This is a genomic window from Shewanella insulae (assembly GCF_009831655.1).
Taxonomy (GTDB): domain Bacteria; phylum Pseudomonadota; class Gammaproteobacteria; order Enterobacterales; family Shewanellaceae; genus Shewanella; species Shewanella insulae.
Genome location: NZ_WRPA01000026.1, coordinates 32,435 through 52,468, shown reverse-complemented (window position 1 = coordinate 52,468; position 20,034 = coordinate 32,435). Strand labels below are relative to the sequence as shown.

Here is a 20,034-nt window from a genome sequence, read left to right as displayed (position 1 = left end):
GCAGTTTTTGCAAACTTTTTGAGGCTTCACTTTTCAGTGACTGACCACCCTATCGCCTTAGCTACCAAGTGTTTCGACGCTGCGTTGTCTGCTTTGCCGTGTCAGTGGATGCGCATTATAGGCAGTTCTGATTTGGGTGCAAGTGGTTTTTTAAGAAAAATCAGACTTTTTTCGATCTTTTTAGATAGCCACACCATACACACCATTTACCCCCAAAGTTATCCACAAACGTCAACTTTTATCACCATTTTGGCACTAGATGGCTGAGTCCTGGAGATCAAAAAAGCCATCCTAAGGATGGCTTTTTATTATGTATGGCTAAACTAGGCCATAGCTTAACTATCAATTAGCTCAGCTTGCCGTGGCACTGCTTATACTTACGTCCCGAACCACAAGGACAAGGATCGTTACGGCCAACCTTCTCACCTTCACGAACCACAGGCTGAGTAGCGGCCAAGGCTTGCGCCTCTTCAGCACCAACGAGAGCTTCGGCTTCTGCGTGCTGATAATCGCGACGCATCTTAGCCTCTTCCTGGCGACGACGCTCTTCCATCTCTTCGACATCAGACTGAGCCTGAACCTGTACCTTGGAGAGAATACTGATCACGTCATGCTTTAAAGATTCCAGCATCTGCTGGAACAGCTCGAAGGACTCACGCTTATACTCTTGCTTAGGATTCTTCTGCGCATAGCCACGAAGGTGAATACCCTGACGCAGATGATCCATCGCCGCCAGGTGCTCCTTCCACAGGCCATCTAGAGTCTGCAGCATCACAGCTTTCTCGAATTGACGTAGCACCTGGGCGCCAACCATCTCTTCTTTTGCCTGATAAGCCTTCACCCACATCTCGACGATACGCTCACGCAGTGTCTCTTCGTGCAGGTCATCTTCTTTATCCAGCCACTCTTGGACAGGCATTCTTAGGGCGTATTCTTGCTCTAGGCGCGTCTCTAGGCCGGCAACATCCCACAACTCTTCAACCGATTGAGGTGGAATGTACTGATCGATGAGGCCATTAACCACATCGGCCTGGATATTAACGATAGTGTCTTGAATGCTCTCGGCATCCATCAACTCGTTACGCTGGGCATAGACTACCTGACGTTGGTCATTGGCCACGTCATCAAATTCCAGCAGTTGCTTACGAATATCGAAGTTACGTGCCTCAACCTTACGCTGGGCATTTTCAATGGCACGAGAGACCCATGGATGCTCGATGGCTTCACCTTTCTCCATGCCAAGCTTCTTCATCATAGATGAAACACGCTCAGAGGCGAAGATACGCATCAGGCTGTCTTCCATCGATAGGTAGAAGCGTGATGAACCTGCGTCACCCTGACGACCCGAACGACCACGTAGCTGGTTATCGATACGACGCGACTCATGGCGCTCGGTACCTAGGATATGCAGACCGCCAGCGGCAACCACTTCATCGTGGCGCACCTGCCAATCGGCTTTGATCTTAGCCTTCTGTTCGGCGGTAGGATTGTCGAGAGCATCGATCTCCATGTTCCAGTTACCGCCTAACACGATATCGGTACCACGACCGGCCATGTTGGTTGCGATGGTTACCGCACCACTGCGACCCGCCTGAGCAACGATCTCTGCTTCGCGCTCGTGGAACTTAGCATTAAGTACTTCGTGAGGGATCTTAGCCTTCTTGAGCAGGCTATGAAGCAGCTCAGATTGTTCGATAGACACAGTACCTACCAATACAGGTTGGCCACGATCACGACAATCTACGATATCCTTGATGATGGCTTCATATTTCTCTTCCGCCGTCAGGTAGACAAGATCGGCATGGTCCTTACGTACCATAGGACGGTTGGTCGGTATCACCACGGTATCCAGACCATAGATGTGTTGGAATTCGAACGCTTCGGTATCGGCAGTACCCGTCATACCGGCCAGCTTTTCATACTGACGGAAGAAGTTCTGGAAGGTGATAGATGCCAGCGTCTGGTTTTCATTTTGAATATGAACCCCTTCTTTGGCTTCTACCGCCTGGTGCAGACCTTCTGACCAACGACGACCCGGCATAGTACGACCCGTGTGTTCATCGACGATGATCACTTCGTTGTCTTGAACTATGTAGTCGACATCTTTTTCAAATAGGGTATGAGCTCGTAGCGCCGCGTTAACATGGTGCAGCAGCGAGATGTTAGTTGCCGAATAGAGTGAGTCTCCCTCGGCCAGCATGCCGCGCTCGGTCAGCAGGACTTCAACCTTCTCTTGGCCGCGCTCGGTCATATGAACTTGCTTGGCCTTCTCGTCGATAGAGTAATCGCCATCGCCGATCTCTTCCTCGGTATCTTCCTTCTCCTGACGGATAAGGTGAGGGATCAGGGTGTTGATCTTGATATATAGCTCAGAGCTGTCTTCGGCGGCGCCCGAGATGATCAGTGGCGTACGTGCCTCATCGATCAGAATCGAGTCGACCTCATCGATCAACGCATAATGCAGTGGACGCTGCACGCGCTCGTTAGGCGAGAATGCCATGTTGTCGCGCAGGTAATCGAAACCAAATTCGTTGTTGGTACCATAGGTAATATCAGAGCCGTAGGCCATCTTCTTCTCGGCCTGGCCCATACCGGCGATGTTCACGCCGACTGTCATACCTAGGAACTCAAATAGGGGGCGGTTGTTTTCCGCATCACGACGGGCAAGGTAGTCGTTCACTGTGATAACGTGAACCCCTTTACCGGTCAGGGCGTTCAAATAGGCAGGAAGTGTCGCAGTCAGTGTCTTACCTTCACCGGTACGCATCTCGGCGATGCGGTTACTGTCAAGCACCATGCCACCCAGCAGCTGCACGTCGAAGTGACGCATCTCAAACACACGCTTAGAGGCTTCACGTACTACGGCAAAGGCTTCCGGCATGACGTCGTCCAGCGTCTGGCCCGATTCCAATCGCTCCTGAAACTCGGCTGTCTTAGCCTTGAGCTCCTCATCGGAAAGCTTCTCAAAATCCGCTTCGAGGGCATTAATCTTTGTGACAATCTTACCGAGAGTTTTTAGGGTGCGATCGTTACGACTACCAAATATTTTTGTCAGTAATTTACCAAACATCTGAACCACTTTTATGTTGTTGGCTAAGTCCCTGTCGAGTCCAAAAGCCTATTTTATTTTAACCTGCCTTGCGGTAGACATACTTCTTAGGATCTATCTGCTGTCCACCACGCAACACTTCATAATGCACATGAGGACCGGTCGAGCGACCCGTGCTCCCCATTTTGGCAATACTTTCGCCTTTTGCGACCACATCACCTACAGCTACTGACAAAGACTTATTGTGTCCATAGCGAGTTCGCAGACCATTACCATGATCTATCTCGACCAACTCACCATAACCAAACATATTGCCTGCCCATGTTACGACGCCGCCAGCAGTGGCGACAACATCGGCTCCCTCTTTGCCCGCAAAGTCTATGCCTTTGTGCATGGTTCTGCGGCCGTTGAAGGGATCATTGCGTAAACCGTAGGGCGAAGACAACCAACCTTTCTGGATGGGGCGCCCTGAGATATAACGTTCTTCATCTATATGGAGATTAGATGTCACCGTTTCAAGTAGTGATAATTGAACATTATTGTTATCTATTCGTGACACTAGCCTATCCATGTCCTGGATAAGCTGATCGAGTTCGATGTTGCTGCCCAGTTCGCTCAGGCCGCCAACACCGACTTCAGAAGAGAAATCGAATTGATCTTCGAGTTTGTAATCTTTTGCAACTTGCTGACCCAGAGCCTCTAGGCGGGCAAGCTTAGCCTGCATCTTGGCCACATGGGTAACCAAGATCGCCAATTGCGATTCGGTCGCGCCCTTAAGTTCGATGAGCTCGTTTTTCTGCGCTTCGCGAGCGACGCGTTCGTTATCGACGCTAGCCTGCTGTTGCTGAATTTGTTTGGCGTTATGCTGATATAAGCCAGTGCCTGCGGCAATAAGCAAAACCGGTAATAATAACCAACGCTTCCCCGGCTGCCAGCGCGTCGCACCATTCCGACCCTGAATAAAAACTGTTACACTCATAGCCTCATTAAGCCATTTTATTATGTTATGAAAAAGCCCCCGCAGGACCTCAGTCAATTACTGCTTCAGCAGGGTCAATTGCCCTCTATTGCCGAAAAAGCAGAACTACTGCTTCACCTGGATCACTATGTAAAACAGGTGATCACCGGTCCTATCACGGAACAACTAAAAGTCGCCAACTTCCGTCAAGGTGTGCTCGTTATCGAAACCAGTACCGCTGCATGGGCCGCGAGAATAAACTTCCAAAAACCCAAACTTTTACAACAGTTACAAGCCGAAACGCTCCCCATGCTGTCCGCTATCGAGGTTAAAGTCAACCCAAGCCTGAAAATGTATGAGACAAAATCAAAGCAGGCTCACAACCAGATAAGCGAAACCGCTGCGGCGCATATCGACGCCTTGGCCGAGCATATAGAAGGTTCCCTAGGCCAAAAACTAAAACGGCTGGCTGCTTTAGCCAGCCGTTCAAGGCAATCCAAATAGGCGTTACGCCAATACCGCACCGGCTGGCACGGCGAAACTGACTGGTACCTCTTCTTCTTTCTCGAAGCTTACCAATTCCCAAGCATCTTGCTCTGCTAACAGGGCACGAACCAGCTGATTGTTCAGTGCGTGTCCCGTCTTAAACGCACGGAATTCACCGACGATAGCGTGACCGGCAACATAGAGATCACCGAACGCATCGAGAATTTTGTGCTTAACAAACTCGTCCTCATAACGCAGACCATCGGGGTTGAGGACGCGATATTCATCAAGCACAACAGCATTTTCCATGCTGCCACCTAATGCCAGGTTGTTGGCGCGCAGATATTCGATGTCACGCATAAACCCAAAGGTTCTGGCACGGCTGATATCGCGAACGAAGGCGGAAGAAGAAAAATCCATCACCATATGCTGCTGACTTCTGGCGATCTCAGGATGATTAAAATCGATCGCGAAATCGACTCTGAACCCCTTGAATGGACGCAGTTCGGCCCACTTGTCACCGTCTTCAACACGCACGGGGCGCTTGATTCTTAGATATTTCTTTGCTGCGGTTTGCTCCTGAATGCCGACAGATTGTAGCAGGAAGACCCAAGGGCTGGCACTGCCATCCATAATTGGGATCTCAGGGGCATCGACCTCGATAGTCGCGTTGTCTATGCCTAAACCTGCCAGTGCGGCAAACAGATGCTCAATCGTCGAGATACGAACACCTTCGTCATTCACAAGCGCCGTACACATAGTCGTTTCACGCACTTGATCCGCCTTGGCGGCAATGGCCACGCTTGGCGTCAAGTCGGTACGAACCAACACGATCCCTGTATTAACTGGCGCGGGTTTGATCGTCAAAGTCACCTTGTTACCGGAATGCAATCCGACACCGGTGGTCTTAACCATTTCTTTAACAGTTCTTTGAAAAATCATTTAGTTACCCGTTATATCACAACAAAAAGCATTTATTTTTGCACAGCAAAGCGGCGCACAAAGGCGCAGCAGGTCGGACATGCTAGCATATCTTTGCCAATTCACCAAAAATTTACCGACGAAAATCGTCGTACCACATCATGGTAATAGGCGCCATCTAGCAGGCTCCGCCCTGAAACTAGTCAGCTTGCTTACGCAAAAATGCCGGTATATCTAAGTAATCAAGATCACTCTTAGGCGCAGCGGCCGCAGCTGGTTGTGCTACCTGCACAACATTACCCGCTCCCATTGCCTGTGGAACAGCTTCTTCCACTGGAAGTTCAATCTTGACCTCAGGTGCTGGCGCTGGCTCAGGACGCGGCGCTGGCTTAGAAACCAGTTGGATATCAGGCTTCTTCTCCGCACCGATACCGGTTGCCACGACAGTTACACGCAGCTCATCGCTCATCTCTGGGTCGATGACCGCACCCACAACCACAGTCGCATTGTCTGACGCATAAGCCTTAACATGGTTACCCACTGTCTCGAACTCTTCGATGCTCATGTCCATACCTGCGGTGATGTTCACCAAGACGCCACGGGCGCCAGCCAGGTCGATATCTTCCAGTAGTGGACTGGCCACGGCAGCTTCGGCCGCTTCTTCGGCGCGATCTTCGCCGCTGGCGACACCTGTGCCCATCATGGCGTTCCCCATCTCTGACATCACAGTCTTAACGTCGGCGAAGTCGACGTTAATCAGACCCGGACGGGTGATTAGCTCGGCGATACCTTGTACCGCGCCAAGTAGCACGTTGTTAGCCGCTGCGAAGGCATCCAGTAATGAGGTGCCACGGCCCAGGACCTTGAGCAGCTTCTCGTTAGGGATAGTGATCAGCGAGTCCACATGCTTAGCCAGCATCTCGATACCCTGGTCGGCGTAAGACATACGCTTCTTGCCTTCGAATGGGAACGGCTTAGTCACCACGGCAACGGTCAGGATCCCCTCTTCACGGGCGATCTCGGCCACGACAGGTGCGGCGCCTGTACCCGTACCACCACCCATACCGGCGGCGATAAAGATCATGTCCGAGCCCTTAATCGCGCTGCGGATGTTCTCTCTGTCTTCTTCGGCCGCCAGACGACCTATCTCTGGGTTGGCGCCTGCGCCAAGCCCCTTGGTGACATCACGACCCAACTGAATGGTGGTGCCCGCCGCCGACTTACGTAGCGCCTGGGCATCGGTATTGGTTGCAACGAACTCAACACCCTCGATATTGTGTTTCACCATATGCTCGACGGCGTTACCACCACCGCCACCGACGCCGATGACCTTGATCACCGCCTCATCGGAATGACTATCCATGATCTCAAACATGGTCTTTTCTCCGTATTAGTCTGCGTTATTAACCTTAAAACTCACCCTTAAACCAGCTCTGGACCCGATTCCAAAGACTGGTCACCCCTTGGCGCTCGGGGCGCTCGAACTGTCGTTCGAGCACTCGTCTTGCACCATAATGTAACAACCCAACACCCGTGGAGTAGATGGGTTGGTTCACATATTCAAATAATCCTTTCACCGGCAACGGCTCGGCCACCCTGACCGGCATGCCGAAGGTCGCCTCGGCGACATCTACCGCGCCTTCAATCGAGGCGGTACCGCCTGTGAGTACGATACCGGCGGCGACCTGATCTTCCAGGCCACAGTCTTGCAACTCTTTACGCACCAGTTCGAACAGCTCCTGATATCTAGGCTCAACCACCTCGGCCAAGGTATGGCGCGACATGGTGCGCGACGGGCGTCCACCCACAGAAGGCACCTCTATGCTGTCTTCGCGGCTCACCATGGCGCTTCTGGCGCTGGCGTACTGCACCTTAATCTGCTCTGCATGTGACAGCGGCGTGCGGAAGATCTTGGCGATATCACTGGTCACCTGGTTACCGGCCACCGGCACCACGGCGCAGTGACGCAGGGCGCCGTTAGTGTAGATGGTGATATCTGTAGTCCCACCGCCCATATCCACCAGGCAGACACCGAGATCTTTCTCATCGTCGGTGAGCACGGCATCAGCCGAGGCGATCGCCGAAAACACCAGGTCGTCCACCTTCAGGCCACAACGCTCGACGCTCTTGGTGATATTCTTGGCCATGTCGTTGGCGCAGGTGACGATATGCACCTTGGCTTCCATTCGCATACCCGACATGCCGATTGGGCTGCGGATACCATCCTGTACGTCGATGGCATACTCTTGAGGCAGAACGTGCAGAATACGACGTTCGGTCGGGATCTTCACCGAACGCGCGGTATGGATGACGTTGTCTACGTCTTCCTGGGTCACCTCTTCGTCGTTAATCGACACCATGCCGTTTTCGTTTTGACACTGGATATGCTTACCCGAGATCCCCAGGTATACCGAGGCCACCTGACAGTCGGCCATCAGCTCGGCCTGATCCAGTGCGCGCTGTACGCTACGCACGATAGAGTCGAGGTCGTTTACCCCGCCCTTATCCATGCCGCGGGAAGGGTGACTGCCGAGGCCGACCACACTGATCTCACCATCGGGTAATACCTCACCGATGATCACAGCAACTTTGGACGTTCCTATGTCTAATCCAACGATCAGATTTCTATCTTGATTCTTGGTCATTAATTAACGGCTCTCATCTTGTGCTTCATCCCAACCTACGGCCAATCCGGTATCGTAGCGCAAATCGACTCGGGCAACGGGCTTAGCCTGTTTCACCAATGTGGGATACACATGGATAAAGCGCTGCACCCTTGCCATCTTATCTTCCCTTCCCAGCTTCAACTCTATACCGTTAGCCAGCACGGCTAACCAGGCATGTCTGGGGCTTAACTCTAAACGGGCTAAATCGAACCCGTTGATCTTCAATAATTCACTCACCTGGCGATAGTTAGTCAACACTGACTTCGCCTGGTCTTCCGGGCCAACCAGATTAGGCAGCTGGCCTATGCCCTCACGCAGGGGCGCCTTAAACACCTGCCCCTGCTCGTTGAGCCAATCTGTCTCGTTCCAGTGGGCGACCGGCGTCTGCTCCACCAGATATACCTTTAACTTTGCCGGCCACTCGCGCCTCACCGAGGCGTGGTAGACCCAGGGCAAATCTTCTAACGCCTGCTGCACCTGGTTTACGTCCGCCGAGAAGAAGCTTCTCTGCATTAAGTCCTGCAGCGCAGTGCGTATCTCGGCGTCGCTGGTAAACTGCCTGTCACCCTTTATCGCCACCGCCTCGATGGGCAGGGCATCGGCGTCGTTCAGTACCAGATGAAGCTTCCAGCCCCCCATGGATAAACCACAGATCACCAGGAAAAGAAAAATCAAGCCGAAACACAGGTACCAATCGACCTGTTCCAACCTGGTTTTCCAACCGCTACCTAGCTCTCTTAAGGACACTGCTTATCGCCCTAACGCATCATTAAATGTATAAAAATCAAACAATTTACTACCAGAGGGCAGTCGTAAGGAACCGGCCATTATAACTACCTCACCTCTAGCGTCAAAAGCTTCATCGAGGCCAGGGCAAGATGCCCTCAACCTCATTGGTTTTCCGGCTCAAACTGCAGACCGGCATCGGCCAGCTGACGACTCAGGGCGCCGATATTGCCGGCCCCTTGGGTTAACAGCAGATCGCCCTCTTGCAATACCCCCGGCAGTATCGTCTGTAACTGCTCTGGTTCGGCCACAAAAATAGGATCTAGCTGGCCACGCTGACGAATCGAACGACATAGGGCACGGCTGTCTGCACCGGGTACCGGTGCCTCGCCGGCGCTATAAACATCGAGCAGCAACAGGCAGTCCACCTGTGCCAGCACCTCGACGAAATCGTCATAGAGATCCCGGGTACGGCTGTATCTGTGTGGCTGATAGATCATCACCAAACGCTTATCCGGCCAGCCGGAACGCGCCGCCTTGATGGTTGCCGCTACCTCACTGGGATGATGACCATAGTCATCGACCAGCATCACCTCGCCCGCAGTGGTGGTGAACTCACCCAGTTGCTGGAAGCGACGACCTATGCCCTGGAACTCATCCAGGGCACGGATGATCGCCGCATCTTCAATCTCATCTTCTGTCGCCACGGCAATCGCGGCCAGGGCGTTCAGCACATTGTGACGACCCGGCAGGTTAACCCGCAGCTCCAGATCCGTCATTCCTTCACGGCGCACCGTAAAGCGTGAGCTGTAGCCCTGCTGCTCGAAGTTAAGCGCCTGCACATCGGCATCATCGCTGAAACCATAGGTCACTACCTTACGGCCGATGCGCGGCAGTATCTCTCTCACCACAGGGTCATCGATACAAGCCACGGCCACACCATAAAACGGCAGGTTATGCAGGAAGTCGACGAAGGTAGATTTCAGCTTCTCGAAATCCCCCTCATAGGTGTCCATGTGGTCGGCTTCGATGTTGGTGACTACGCTCACCATGGGCTGCAGATGCAGGAAGCTGGCATCGCTCTCGTCGGCCTCGGCGATCAGGTAACGGCTCTTTCCCAGGCGGGCATTGGTGCCGGCGCTGTTAAGCAGGCCACCTATCACGAAGGTCGGGTCTCGCTCGGCCTGACCATAGACGCTGGCGATCAGACTCGTGGTCGTCGTCTTGCCATGGGTACCGGCCACCGCCACACCATGGCGATAACGCATCAGTTCGGCCAGCATCTCCGCCCGGCGCACGATGGGAATGCGTCGCTCCTGGGCCGCTAAAATCTCTGGGTTACTGGCATCGATGGCCGTAGAGACCACCACCACATCGGCACCCTCGACCTGATCCGCGCTATGACCTATGAAGATCGCCGCGCCGAGTCGCTTCAGGCGCGCCGTCACGGCGTTCTCGGCGATGTCGGAACCGCTAAGACGATAACCTTCGTTTACCAATACCTCGGCAATACCGCCCATACCCGCGCCGCCGATCCCCACAAAGTGGATCCGCTTGACGCGGCGCATCTCTGGAATGATGGTTCTTAATTGGGCGTACTTCTCTTCGGTTTTAATCATCTTTTTCCTTACTTGCCAGCGCGATACACACGGCGGCGACCCGCTCTGTGGCATCTAATACGGCAACGCTCTTGGCCAGCTGCCCCATCTCGATGAGGGCCTTACGGTCTGACGCCAAGATCTGCAGCTTGCCGATCAATTTTTCACTATCTAATACTGTCTGTGGCAGCAAAAATGCGCCGCCCGCTTCCACCAAGACCTGGGCATTCTTGGTCTGGTGATCGTCTACCGCATGGGGGTAAGGCACCAAGAGACTCGGTAGCCCCACCGCCGCCACCTCTGATACCGTCAAGGCGCCCGCACGGCACAAAATCACATCGGCCCAGCGATAGGCCGCTTCCATATCATCGATAAACTCGGCCACCTTCACGCTGCCGGACTGTCCCAGCTGAAGATATTCCGCCTCGACCTGCGCCTGATTGCCCTTGCCCACCTGGTGCCATACCGTCATCGAATGATGCTGGGCCACCGCTGCCGTGACGCTTGGCATCAGGTCATTAAATACCTTGGCCCCCAAGCTGCCGCCGACCACCAAGACCCGCAAAGCATCGTCCTGGACGATTGGCTGCTCGCTGCGCCCAAGGGCGATCAGCTCGCTGCGGATCGGGTTCCCCACCACCTCGGCATTGCCCTCGAAGGTATTTTCGAAGGCGCAGAGCACACGAGTAGCGATGCGCGACAACAACTTGTTGGTCATGCCTGGTATGGCATTTTGCTCATGGAGCACCAAGGGGATGCCGCTCAGCTTGGCCGCTACCCCACCCGGGCCGCTGGCGAAACCGCCCATGCCGAGCACCACATCGGGTTTAAACTCTTTGATCACCTCACGCGCCTGCATGATGGAGCGCAAGATCTTAAAGGGCGCCGCAAGCTTACGGATCAGGCCGTTGCCACGCACTCCCTTGATATCGATGAAATCGATATCGAAACCATGCTGAGGCACCAGACGCGCCTCCATACGATCGGCAGTGCCTAGCCAGCGAACCTGCCAGCCCTGCTTGGCTAACGCTTTGGCCACGGCAAGCGCCGGGAACACGTGTCCACCCGTGCCGCCCGCCATGATCAAAATACGTTTCTCTGACGCCATCTACTTCACCTTACCTTGTACTGCCTGGATCAGGCTTAATCTTCTTTCATGATCGATACGGATCAATATCATTGCCGCCGCCGTCATCACCCACAGGCTACTGCCGCCATAGCTGATAAAGGGCAGGGTCAGCCCCTTGGTGGGCAACATGCCTATGCTGGCGCCCACGTTGACCACTGTCTGGAAACAGATCCAGATGCCGATGCCGTAGGCCAGATAGCCCTCGAAGGCACGATCACCGAGCAGACACAGGTTGCCCAGCTTTATCGCTCTCAAGGCGACAAACAGCAGTACCGACAACACGGCGATAATGCCGAGAAACCCTAACTCTTCGCCGATCACGGCAAAGATAAAATCCGTGTGGGCCTCGGGCAGGTATTCCAGTTTCTGAATGCTGTTGCCTAATCCCTGTCCCAGCCAATCGCCGCGGCCATAGGCCATCAAGGATTGGGTCAGCTGATAACCGCTACCGAAGGGATCCTGCCAAGGATCCAGAAACGAGGTCACCCGTCGCATACGATAAGGTTCCAGCAATACCAGGCCGACAAAGGCCATGGCTCCGGTCAAGATCAGCGCGAAGAAATCGAGCAGTCTTGCACCGGCTAAAAACAATAAACCTACGGTGCCGACGAACAGCACCACCACGGTACCGAGATCCGGCTGCAGCAGGATCAGGAAGGCATACACGGCAAACACGGCAATCGGCTTATAGAAGCCCTTGGCGTTTTCCCGCACCTCCTGATGACGCCGTACCAGATAGCCCGCCATATAGATGGCAAAGGCAAACTTGGCGATCTCGGCCACCTGGATACGGATCGGGCCCACCGACAACCAGCGGGTCGCCCCGTTTACCGTGGTGCCCACTATCGGCACCGCCACCAACATGATGCCGACGACCAGCAGCAAAATAGGACTCAGCTGCTGCCAGCTGTACATCTCGATCTGCAACACCACGGCGGCTATCAATGCACATCCCATCAGATAGGCCACATGGCGCCACATGAAGTGGTAGGGATTACCCGTCAGACTCGTGGCCTCAGGCATAGAGGCCGACATCACCATGATGAAGCCGAAACTTATCAGGGAGATGATTGCAAACAGCAAGGCTCTGTCATAGAGCTGCATGCCCGGCGCTTCGCGTTGACTAAACAGGTTCGGCAGCGACCAACTAAGGGAGCTACCAAACAGGCTTAGTTGACGCTCGTCGCTACGCATGCATCACCTCTTGTGCCAAGGCTTCCACCTGGGTGCGAAAATCATCGCCCCTGGCCATAAAGTTGGCGTACATGTCCAAACTGGCGCTGGCAGGCGACAGCAAGACCAGGTCGCCGGGCTTGGCAAGCTGGGCCGCCTGAACGACTGCCTCTTGCATCGACTCGACACGAATAGCGCCCTCGAACTGCTCGGCAATTTTGCCGCCATCCTTACCCAGGGTGATCACCTGAGCCACGTCCAGCAATGCGCCGCGCAGCACCGAGAAATCGGCACCCTTGCCGTCACCGCCGGCGATTAAAATAATCTGACCTTCATGGTCGCTCAGCCCCTGCAGGGCCGCTATGGTGGCGCCCACATTGGTCGCCTTGGAATCGTTCACATAGCTCACGCCCTGGTGCTTAGCCACGAGTTCGCATCTATGAGCCAGTCCCTTGAACTGTTTCGCCACCTCGAGCATGGCCGCCTTCTCCACGCCGGCGCTATCGGCCAGGGCCATGGCGACCAGCAAGTTGGCCTGGTTGTGACTGCCCACCAGTGAAACCTGATCGCCGGCGACATATTCGGTCGTGCCATGCACCAGGACGCCATGGTTAACGCCCCACTCATCCCCCTCAGGCAGAGAGAGACCGAAACTGTTCTGATTCATCGGCTCGTTCGGGCGGGTCAGCAGATCGTCGCGGTTGAAGATCGCCAGCCTGGTCTGGTCATACAGACGCAGCTTGGCCTGACGATAGCCCTCGAGATCCGAATACCTGTCCATGTGATCTTCGCTGATGTTCAGGCAGGTGGCGCTGATGCAGTTGAGGCTAGCCGTGGTCTCCAACTGGAAGCTAGATAGCTCCAGCACAAACAGCTCATAATCACCGTCTAGCAGGTTCAGCACGGGCACGCCGATATTGCCGCCCACTGCCACCTTGATGCCCGCCTTAGCGGCCATCTCGCCCACCAGGGTGGTCACGGTCGACTTACCGTTAGAGCCCGTGATGCCTATGACGCAGGCGGGGCGGTCTGCCAGCGCCCTGGCGAACAGCTCGACGTCGCCGACGATATCTATGCCCATATCTACCGCGGCGCGCACCTCGGCGGTATCCAGCGGGATGCCAGGACTAACGACGATCTGACTGGCCTGCACCAGGTAGCGACAATCGAAGCCGCCGGTGAGCAGTAGCACCTCCGGAAACTCCTGACTCAGGGTCTCGCGACCCGGCGGATTTTCGCGACTGTCCATCACCAGAGGCGTGATGCCCTGTTTAATGAGATAACGCACCACCGAGAGCCCAGTGGCCCCCAATCCTAATACTATGTGCGTGTACTGACTCGCCATGGCATCTTACCTTAACTTTAAGGTTGCTAAGCCTAGCAACACCAGGAAGAGTGAGATGATCCAGAAACGCACGATCACCCTTGGCTCGGGCCAACCTTTCAGCTCGTAGTGGTGATGGATAGGTGCCATCCTGAAGATACGTTGACCGCGAAGCTTATAGGAGCCAACCTGCAGAATCACAGAAACCGTCTCCATCACGAATACGCCCCCCATGATCACCAATAGGATCTCCTGACGCACCAACACGGCGATGGTGCCCAGTGCCGCGCCCAGAGAAAGGGATCCCACGTCACCCATGAAGACCTGGGCCGGATAGGTGTTGAACCACAAGAAGCCTAAGCCTGCGCCGACGATGGCGGTGCAGACGATCACCAGCTCACCCGAGCCGGGCAGATAGGGAATATGCAGGTAGTTAGCGAACTGCACGTGACCAGACAGATAGGCGATCAACGCAAATGCCGCTGCCACCATCACGGTCGGCATGATAGCCAGACCATCCAGGCCGTCGGTCAGGTTCACTGCGTTGCTCGAGCCCACTATGGTGAAGTAGGCCAGCAGGATGAAGAAGGCGCCCAGCTGTGGCATCACATCCTTAAAGAAGGGAAGCACCAGCTGAGTCTCGCCTTCACTGCCCGCCGAGGCGTACAGGTAGAAGGCGATGGCCAAGGCCGCCAGGGACTGCAAGATATACTTCCAGCGCGCGATAAGCCCCTTAGTGTCCTTGCGCACCACCTTACGATAGTCGTCGATAAAGCCGATAAGGCCGAAGGCACCTAGCACGAAGAGCATGACCCACACATAACGGCTCCCCAGGTCGCCCCACAGCAGCACGCTGATGAAGACGCCGGCCAAGATCAGCAGGCCACCCATGGTGGGCGTACCGCGCTTGGCAAAATGGGACTCGGGTCCTTCGTTACGGACCACTTGACCTATCTGCAGCAGTTGCAGACGCTCGATCATCTTAGGTCCCCACCACAGGCTAAACACCATGGCGGTCAACAGCCCCAGGATCGCCCTGAAGGTCACATAAGAGAAAACGTTAAACCCGGTATAAAACTGGGTTAGATAATCAGCCAGATAAACCAGCATTAAAACAACTCCTTGCGCTCAAAGGCGGCAATGAGGGCCTCGACAACCCGCTCCATTCTGGCGCTTCGAGACCCCTTAACTAACACAGTCACCTTGCCGGTTAACTGGTTAAAATAACTAATTAAATCAACAACCAATGCATCTAAGTCGGTGAAGTGCTTGCCGGCGAAAGCCTCGCTACTCGCCCGACTCAACTCTCCCAGTGAATACAAGGCATCGATCCCCTGCAGCTTGGCCTTCTCGCCCAGCTGCCGATGTAAAAGGGACGCATTGTCACCTAATTCGCCTAAATCGCCCAGCACTAAACAGCGATTTCCTTCAATTTCTTGAAGCCAGTCGATTGCCGCCCCCACAGAGGCAGGATTGGCGTTGTAGGTGTCGTCTATCAGCAAGAAGCGTCCCAGACGCGTCGGCTGCATACGCCCCTTCACGGGTTGTAACCGCATAAGTCCTTGAACTATCTCATCCAGTGACAATCCCAGCGCCAAGCAGATGCTGGTCGCCGCGAGGGCGTTACTCACCTGATGACGTCCCGACAACGGCAGGCTCACTGTACGCTGCTCATCCTCATAGGCGATTCGAAAGCGGTAACAGCCCAAGGCATCGGCGCTGAGCTCATCGGCGCTGACATCTGCTGGATTCCCCTGGGATGAAAAACTCAACTGGGCATGGTTACCGGCCGCGCGGCGCATCACATCGGCAAATGCGTCGTCGGCATTGATCACGGCGACGCCATCCTTAGCCAGGTGGAGGAAGATCTCAGACTTAGCCTTAGCCACGCCTTCAAGCGAGCCAAATCCCTCTAAATGCGCCGAGGCGACATTATTAACCATCGCCACATCGGGTTGCACTAAAGATGAAGTGTAATTAATCTCACCGAGATGATTGGCACCCAGTTCAAACACGCCATATTCGTGTTGTGGCTCGAGACGCAACAGGGTCAAAGGCACGCCGACTTCGTTGTTGAAGTTGCCCGCGGTATAGAGCACCTGATGCTGGGTCGACAATATGGTCGCCACCATCTCCTTGACGCTAGTCTTGCCATTCGAGCCGGTCAGAGCCACGCTCTTGGGCGCAACGCACTGCTTCACATGGGCGCCAATCTGGCCCATGGCTTTCTGGCTGTTAGGCACTATGAGTTGGGGCACGGCGATCGGCAGCTCTCGCTCGACCAGCAGGGCACAGGCACCATCCATCACCGCCTTGGCGGCAAAATCGTGGGCATCGAAACGTTCACCTTTTAGGGCAACAAACAAGGTCTGGGCATCCACCACCCGGCTATCGCTCGACACCTTGCTGACGCTTATATCGTCACCGATATGCTTGGCATTCAGTACCTTGGCGAGTTCGGACAAATTAAGTGGGATCATTTGCCGCCCCTCGCAATTGCCGCCGCCAGGGCGCGTTCATCGTAATCCAGGCGTTTACCGGCGATCTCCTGATAGGTCTCATGGCCCTTACCGGCTAACAAAATGAGGTCGCCGCTGGAAGCCAGGGTCACCACCTCGCGGATCGCCTGTTGTCTATCGACCTGGGTCAGGGCAATCTGTGGCTTGTCGAGTCCGGCCAGCACATCTTGAATGATCGCCATGGGATCTTCGCTTCGAGCGTTGTCGCTGGTGATCATGACACAGTCGGCATTCTCCTCGGCGGCGCGGGCCATCAAGGGACGCTTGCCCTTATCACGGTCGCCGCCACAGCCAAAGACGCACCACAGCTTGCCGCGGCAGTGACCACGCAGGGCTCGTAGCGCCTGCTCTATGGCGTCCGGTGTATGGGCATAATCCACCACCAGGGTAATCCCTTCAGGTGTGGTGAAACGCTCCATGCGTCCCGCCACAGGTTTAAGGCTGGAGACTTGAGTCAACAGCTGCGTCATGGGGTAGCCACTCAGATAGAGGGCGCCCAAGGCCGCCACCAGGTTAGACAGGTTAAAGATGCCCAGTAGCGGCGAGTCGATCTTCGCCTCACCTTCTGGCCAGACGAGGGTCGCGCCGACCCCTTGAGCATGCTGCTTCACCTCTTTGGTGTAGATAGCGGCTCCTTCCTGGCCCTGAATACTAAAGCCCACCAGCCCCTTACAGCGTTTATCTTGTATCCACTGACGCCCCACGGGATCGTCAAGATTAATCAAGCCGTGGCTCAGTGAGCTAAACCTAAACAGGCGCTGCTTAGCCGCACCATAGGCATCCATAGAGCCGTGATAGTCGAGATGATCCCGGCTCAGGTTGGTAAATACGGCAACGTCGAAGGGCACTGCGTCTATCCGTCCCTGCACCAGGCCATGACTGGAAACCTCCATGGCACACACGGTCGTGCCCTGGGAGTCGAAATCTTCTAGCTGGCGCATCACGGTAATGGGATCCGCCGTTGTATTGCCGCTGTCGACCAGCTGGCCCCACAGGCCATTACCCAGGGTGCCCATGACGGCAGCCTGCTGACCCAGTCCATCGCTTAACTGAGCGATCAGCTGAGTTACGGATGTCTTACCATTGGTGCCTGTCACGCCGATCAGCTTGATCCTATCTCTTCCCAGGCTGTAGAGCTGAGAGGCGAGTGCCGACAGCTGGCGCTGCAGCTGAAAGAAATAGATACGCAGGCCTTTATCTTGGCTCACATGACCATGCTGGGCCGGATCGTCGGTATGGATCAGCGCCGCCACGGCGCCTTGAGCTAGTGCGGTATCGACAAAGTCTCTGCCATCTACCCTATGACCAGGCACGGCAACAAATACACTGCCTTGGCCTATCTCGCGACTATCCAGCGTCAGATGGTTGAGGGACTCGCCACCAGCATAATGAAACCAGGGGGCTAGGAGATCGCATAGCTGCATTATTCGCCCCTCCTGACATTACCGGCCAATTGAACTTTTTCTCGAGCGCTAATTGGCTCAACATTTAACATCTGCAGTGCCCCTGACATCACTTTGGCAAACACGGGAGCGGCCACATCGCCGCCATAATAACGATCGCCCTTAGGCTCATTGACTACCACCACCATGGCGAGTCTTGGATTGTGCACGGGCGCGACCCCGGCAAACAGGGCAACATAATCTTCGCCATAGCCACCGGCTACAGCCTTACGGGCGGTCCCCGTCTTACCTGCGACCGGATAGCCATCGATATGAGCCTTCTTGGCGGTACCACCAGGCTCGGTCACGCCGATCAACATCTGCATGACGCTGCGGGCCACCTCGGGTGAGATCACCTGCTCGCCCTCGGGAACCTTCTTCAGCTTTAGGATTGACGAGGGATACAGTACGCCGCCGCTACCCAACATGGCGTACATTCGGGCGATCTGCAGTGGCGTCACTGTCAGGGCATAACCGAAAGAGAGGGTTGCCCGCTCGAAATCGGACCAGCGACGACGATCATGAATAATACCGGCGCTCTCGCCCGGCAGGTTGATTCCCGAGTAACCACCCAGCCCCATGGCTTGGTAGTAGCCCAACAGCTCCTGTACCGGCATCGACAGGGCGATCTGCGTCATCCCCACGTTACTGGAATGCACCAAGACATCACCAAGAGACATGTCGCCATAGTTTCGACCGTCTCGCACTATCTTGCCACCGATACGTATACGCCCAGGATGTGTCTTGAAGATCTGCTCTTCGTCTATGGTGCCGGCCTCGAGCGCCGCTGCGACTACGAAGGGCTTGATGGTGGAACCCGGCTCATAGGCGTCGGTCAGGGCACGGTTACGCATGCGATAGCTTTGCAGGTTATCGCGAGAATTAGGGTTGTAGCTGGGGGTGTTCGCCATGGCCAGCACCTCGCCCGTGTGCACGTCGAGTACCACGATAGAGGCCGAGGTGGCCTGGTTGATCTCGGTTGCCCGCTTGATCTCGCGGTAGGCCAGCTGCTGGATGCGCTGATCGATACTCAGCACCAGATCGTTTGAGCTCTCACCGGTTTGCACCGTATCCAGACGCTCCACCACGTGACCGTCGCGGGACTTACGTACCTTGTGCTTGGTGGGCGTGCCCGTGAGCCAGTCGTTATAGGTGTTCTCTATCCCCTCGATACCCTTGTCGTCGATATTGGTCAGGCCCACCAGCTGCGCGCTGATCTCACTGGTCGGATAGTAGCGACGCGACTCGGCCTTGAGGTAAACCCCGGGTAGCTTGAGCTGCTTGATATACTCGGCCACCGCAGGGGTGACTTGACGCTTGAGATAGGTAAAACGTTTCTTGGGATTAGACTGCACCCGCGCCAGGATCTCCTCCTTGGGCTCATGCAGCACATCGGCCAGCGCCTGCCAGCGGCGCATGTCGGCGAAGCCATTACGATCGTGAACCACCTTAGGATCGGCGTAAACGGCCTTGACCGGTACGCTCACCGCCAGCATCTCGCCGTTGCGGTCGGTGATCATGCCACGGTGCACCTCGTTGCTCGTGGTACGCAGGGTGCGCATGTCACTCTCGTGACGCAGTTTTTCCGGCTCTATGATCTGAATATAGGCGGCGCGGCCCACCAAGCTGGTAAACAACAGACACACGAAACCGACCACGACGTGGAGACGCCAGTGGATCAGCTGTGGTTTCTGTTTACGTTTCGCCTGCTTGCTCATGGTACTCTCACCACCACTTCTTCATTAGGTAACGGCCGCTTCATATCCAGCTGTTTTGTGGCAATCCGTGTTACCCTGCTATGTTCCGACTGCGACTGCTCTTCCAGCAGCAGGTTGCGCCATTCAATATCCAAGCGGTCACGCTCTTGCAGCAACTGATCCCACTGGCTGGTGTAGTTGCGACTTGAATGACTGGTGTAAACCACCAACACGGCATTCGCCATCACAATAAAAGCCATCAAGAGCACCCACTTATGGTGCCAAAGATCGAGTAATACGATACGAGTCAGGTTAAGTTGTGACTTACTCACTAGCGTTCCCCTAG

At 55.1% G+C, this 20,034-nt stretch carries 17 protein-coding genes; 2 read left to right on the top strand and 15 right to left on the bottom strand.

Going from position 1 to position 20,034, the window contains the following annotated elements; translation table 11 throughout:
• On the top strand, nt 1–267 hold a 267-nt coding region (locus tag GNT65_RS20595), incomplete at its 5' end, for a hypothetical protein (protein WP_219822479.1).
• A 79-nt stretch (nt 268–346) separates the two neighbouring features.
• Here GNT65_RS20595 and secA read toward each other — a convergent pair.
• Both secA and GNT65_RS19480 read right to left on the bottom strand, forming a co-directional pair.
• A complete protein-coding gene (gene secA, locus GNT65_RS19485; RefSeq protein WP_160798860.1) occupies nt 347–3,070 on the bottom strand; it encodes a preprotein translocase subunit SecA in 2,724 nt (907 codons plus the stop codon).
• Between the two features lie 58 nt (nt 3,071–3,128).
• Nucleotides 3,129–4,028: a M23 family metallopeptidase gene (locus GNT65_RS19480; RefSeq protein WP_160798859.1), complete on the bottom strand. Its 900-nt coding sequence runs from the start codon at nt 4,026–4,028 to the stop codon at nt 3,129–3,131.
• A gap of 27 nt (nt 4,029–4,055) precedes the next feature.
• Here GNT65_RS19480 and GNT65_RS19475 point away from each other — a divergent pair, with 27 nt between their 5' ends.
• Complete coding sequence (locus GNT65_RS19475; RefSeq protein WP_160798858.1) at nt 4,056–4,511, top strand: DUF721 domain-containing protein; 456 nt, start codon at nt 4,056–4,058, stop codon at nt 4,509–4,511.
• A gap of 3 nt (nt 4,512–4,514) precedes the next feature.
• Here GNT65_RS19475 and lpxC read toward each other — a convergent pair whose 3' ends face one another.
• The 13 genes from lpxC to ftsL all read right to left on the bottom strand — a co-directional run bounded on the left by lpxC (nt 4,515) and on the right by ftsL (nt 20,020).
• Nucleotides 4,515–5,435 (bottom strand): UDP-3-O-acyl-N-acetylglucosamine deacetylase, encoded by a 921-nt coding sequence (gene lpxC / locus GNT65_RS19470; RefSeq protein ID WP_160798857.1) that lies wholly within the window; start codon nt 5,433–5,435, stop codon nt 4,515–4,517.
• A 178-nt stretch (nt 5,436–5,613) separates the two neighbouring features.
• Complete coding sequence (gene ftsZ, locus GNT65_RS19465; protein WP_041509011.1) at nt 5,614–6,789, bottom strand: cell division protein FtsZ; 1,176 nt, start codon at nt 6,787–6,789, stop codon at nt 5,614–5,616.
• A gap of 34 nt (nt 6,790–6,823) precedes the next feature.
• Entirely contained in the window at nt 6,824–8,059 is a 1,236-nt protein-coding gene (gene ftsA, locus GNT65_RS19460) for a cell division protein FtsA (RefSeq protein WP_160798856.1), read from the bottom strand.
• Between the two features lie 3 nt (nt 8,060–8,062).
• Complete coding sequence (locus GNT65_RS19455) at nt 8,063–8,827, bottom strand: cell division protein FtsQ/DivIB (RefSeq protein ID WP_160798855.1); 765 nt, start codon at nt 8,825–8,827, stop codon at nt 8,063–8,065.
• Between the two features lie 143 nt (nt 8,828–8,970).
• Nucleotides 8,971–10,425 (bottom strand): UDP-N-acetylmuramate--L-alanine ligase, encoded by a 1,455-nt coding sequence (gene murC / locus GNT65_RS19450; RefSeq protein WP_160798854.1) that lies wholly within the window; start codon nt 10,423–10,425, stop codon nt 8,971–8,973.
• The gene (murG, locus tag GNT65_RS19445; RefSeq protein ID WP_160798853.1) at nt 10,418–11,512 is read right to left on the bottom strand and encodes an undecaprenyldiphospho-muramoylpentapeptide beta-N-acetylglucosaminyltransferase; all 1,095 of its coding nucleotides are present in this window, start codon (nt 11,510–11,512) and stop codon (nt 10,418–10,420) included. The genes murC and murG overlap by 8 nt, the downstream gene beginning before the upstream one ends.
• Nucleotides 11,513–12,727 carry a cell division protein FtsW gene (gene ftsW, locus GNT65_RS19440; protein WP_160798852.1) on the bottom strand — a complete coding sequence of 405 codons (1,215 nt, stop codon included), beginning with the start codon at nt 12,725–12,727 and terminating at the stop codon, nt 11,513–11,515.
• Complete coding sequence (murD, locus tag GNT65_RS19435) at nt 12,720–14,051, bottom strand: UDP-N-acetylmuramoyl-L-alanine--D-glutamate ligase (RefSeq protein ID WP_160798851.1); 1,332 nt, start codon at nt 14,049–14,051, stop codon at nt 12,720–12,722. The genes ftsW and murD overlap by 8 nt, the downstream gene beginning before the upstream one ends.
• Before the next feature lie 6 nt (nt 14,052–14,057).
• A complete protein-coding gene (mraY, locus tag GNT65_RS19430) occupies nt 14,058–15,140 on the bottom strand; it encodes a phospho-N-acetylmuramoyl-pentapeptide-transferase (protein WP_160798850.1) in 1,083 nt (360 codons plus the stop codon).
• A complete protein-coding gene (locus GNT65_RS19425) occupies nt 15,140–16,510 on the bottom strand; it encodes a UDP-N-acetylmuramoyl-tripeptide--D-alanyl-D-alanine ligase (RefSeq protein WP_160798849.1) in 1,371 nt (456 codons plus the stop codon). The genes mraY and GNT65_RS19425 overlap by 1 nt, the downstream gene beginning before the upstream one ends.
• A complete protein-coding gene (gene murE, locus GNT65_RS19420; RefSeq protein WP_160798861.1) occupies nt 16,507–17,976 on the bottom strand; it encodes a UDP-N-acetylmuramoyl-L-alanyl-D-glutamate--2,6-diaminopimelate ligase in 1,470 nt (489 codons plus the stop codon). The genes GNT65_RS19425 and murE overlap by 4 nt, the downstream gene beginning before the upstream one ends.
• A complete protein-coding gene (locus GNT65_RS19415) occupies nt 17,973–19,709 on the bottom strand; it encodes a peptidoglycan D,D-transpeptidase FtsI family protein (protein WP_160798848.1) in 1,737 nt (578 codons plus the stop codon). The genes murE and GNT65_RS19415 overlap by 4 nt, the downstream gene beginning before the upstream one ends.
• On the bottom strand, nt 19,706–20,020 hold the full coding sequence (gene ftsL / locus GNT65_RS19410; protein WP_160798847.1) for a cell division protein FtsL: 315 nt from the start codon (nt 20,018–20,020) through the stop codon (nt 19,706–19,708). The genes GNT65_RS19415 and ftsL overlap by 4 nt, the downstream gene beginning before the upstream one ends.
• Between the last annotated feature and the right edge of the window lie 14 nt (nt 20,021–20,034).

Excerpts from the sequence above, each read along its gene's own strand:
- secA (WP_160798860.1), bottom strand. The coding sequence starts at position 3,070 with ATGTTTGGTAAATTACTGACAAAAATATTTGGTAGTCGTAACGATCGC.
- GNT65_RS19480 (WP_160798859.1), bottom strand. The coding sequence starts at position 4,028 with ATGAGTGTAACAGTTTTTATTCAGGGTCGGAATGGTGCGACGCGCTGG.
- GNT65_RS19475 (WP_160798858.1), top strand. The coding sequence starts at position 4,056 with ATGAAAAAGCCCCCGCAGGACCTCAGTCAATTACTGCTTCAGCAGGGT.
- lpxC (WP_160798857.1), bottom strand. The coding sequence starts at position 5,435 with ATGATTTTTCAAAGAACTGTTAAAGAAATGGTTAAGACCACCGGTGTC.
- ftsZ (WP_041509011.1), bottom strand. The coding sequence starts at position 6,789 with ATGTTTGAGATCATGGATAGTCATTCCGATGAGGCGGTGATCAAGGTC.
- ftsA (WP_160798856.1), bottom strand. The coding sequence starts at position 8,059 with ATGACCAAGAATCAAGATAGAAATCTGATCGTTGGATTAGACATAGGA.
- murC (WP_160798854.1), bottom strand. The coding sequence starts at position 10,425 with ATGATTAAAACCGAAGAGAAGTACGCCCAATTAAGAACCATCATTCCA.
- murG (WP_160798853.1), bottom strand. The coding sequence starts at position 11,512 with ATGGCGTCAGAGAAACGTATTTTGATCATGGCGGGCGGCACGGGTGGA.
- ftsW (WP_160798852.1), bottom strand. The coding sequence starts at position 12,727 with ATGCGTAGCGACGAGCGTCAACTAAGCCTGTTTGGTAGCTCCCTTAGT.
- murD (WP_160798851.1), bottom strand. The coding sequence starts at position 14,051 with ATGGCGAGTCAGTACACGCACATAGTATTAGGATTGGGGGCCACTGGG.
- mraY (WP_160798850.1), bottom strand. The coding sequence starts at position 15,140 with ATGCTGGTTTATCTGGCTGATTATCTAACCCAGTTTTATACCGGGTTT.
- GNT65_RS19425 (WP_160798849.1), bottom strand. The coding sequence starts at position 16,510 with ATGATCCCACTTAATTTGTCCGAACTCGCCAAGGTACTGAATGCCAAG.
- GNT65_RS19415 (WP_160798848.1), bottom strand. The coding sequence starts at position 19,709 with ATGAGCAAGCAGGCGAAACGTAAACAGAAACCACAGCTGATCCACTGG.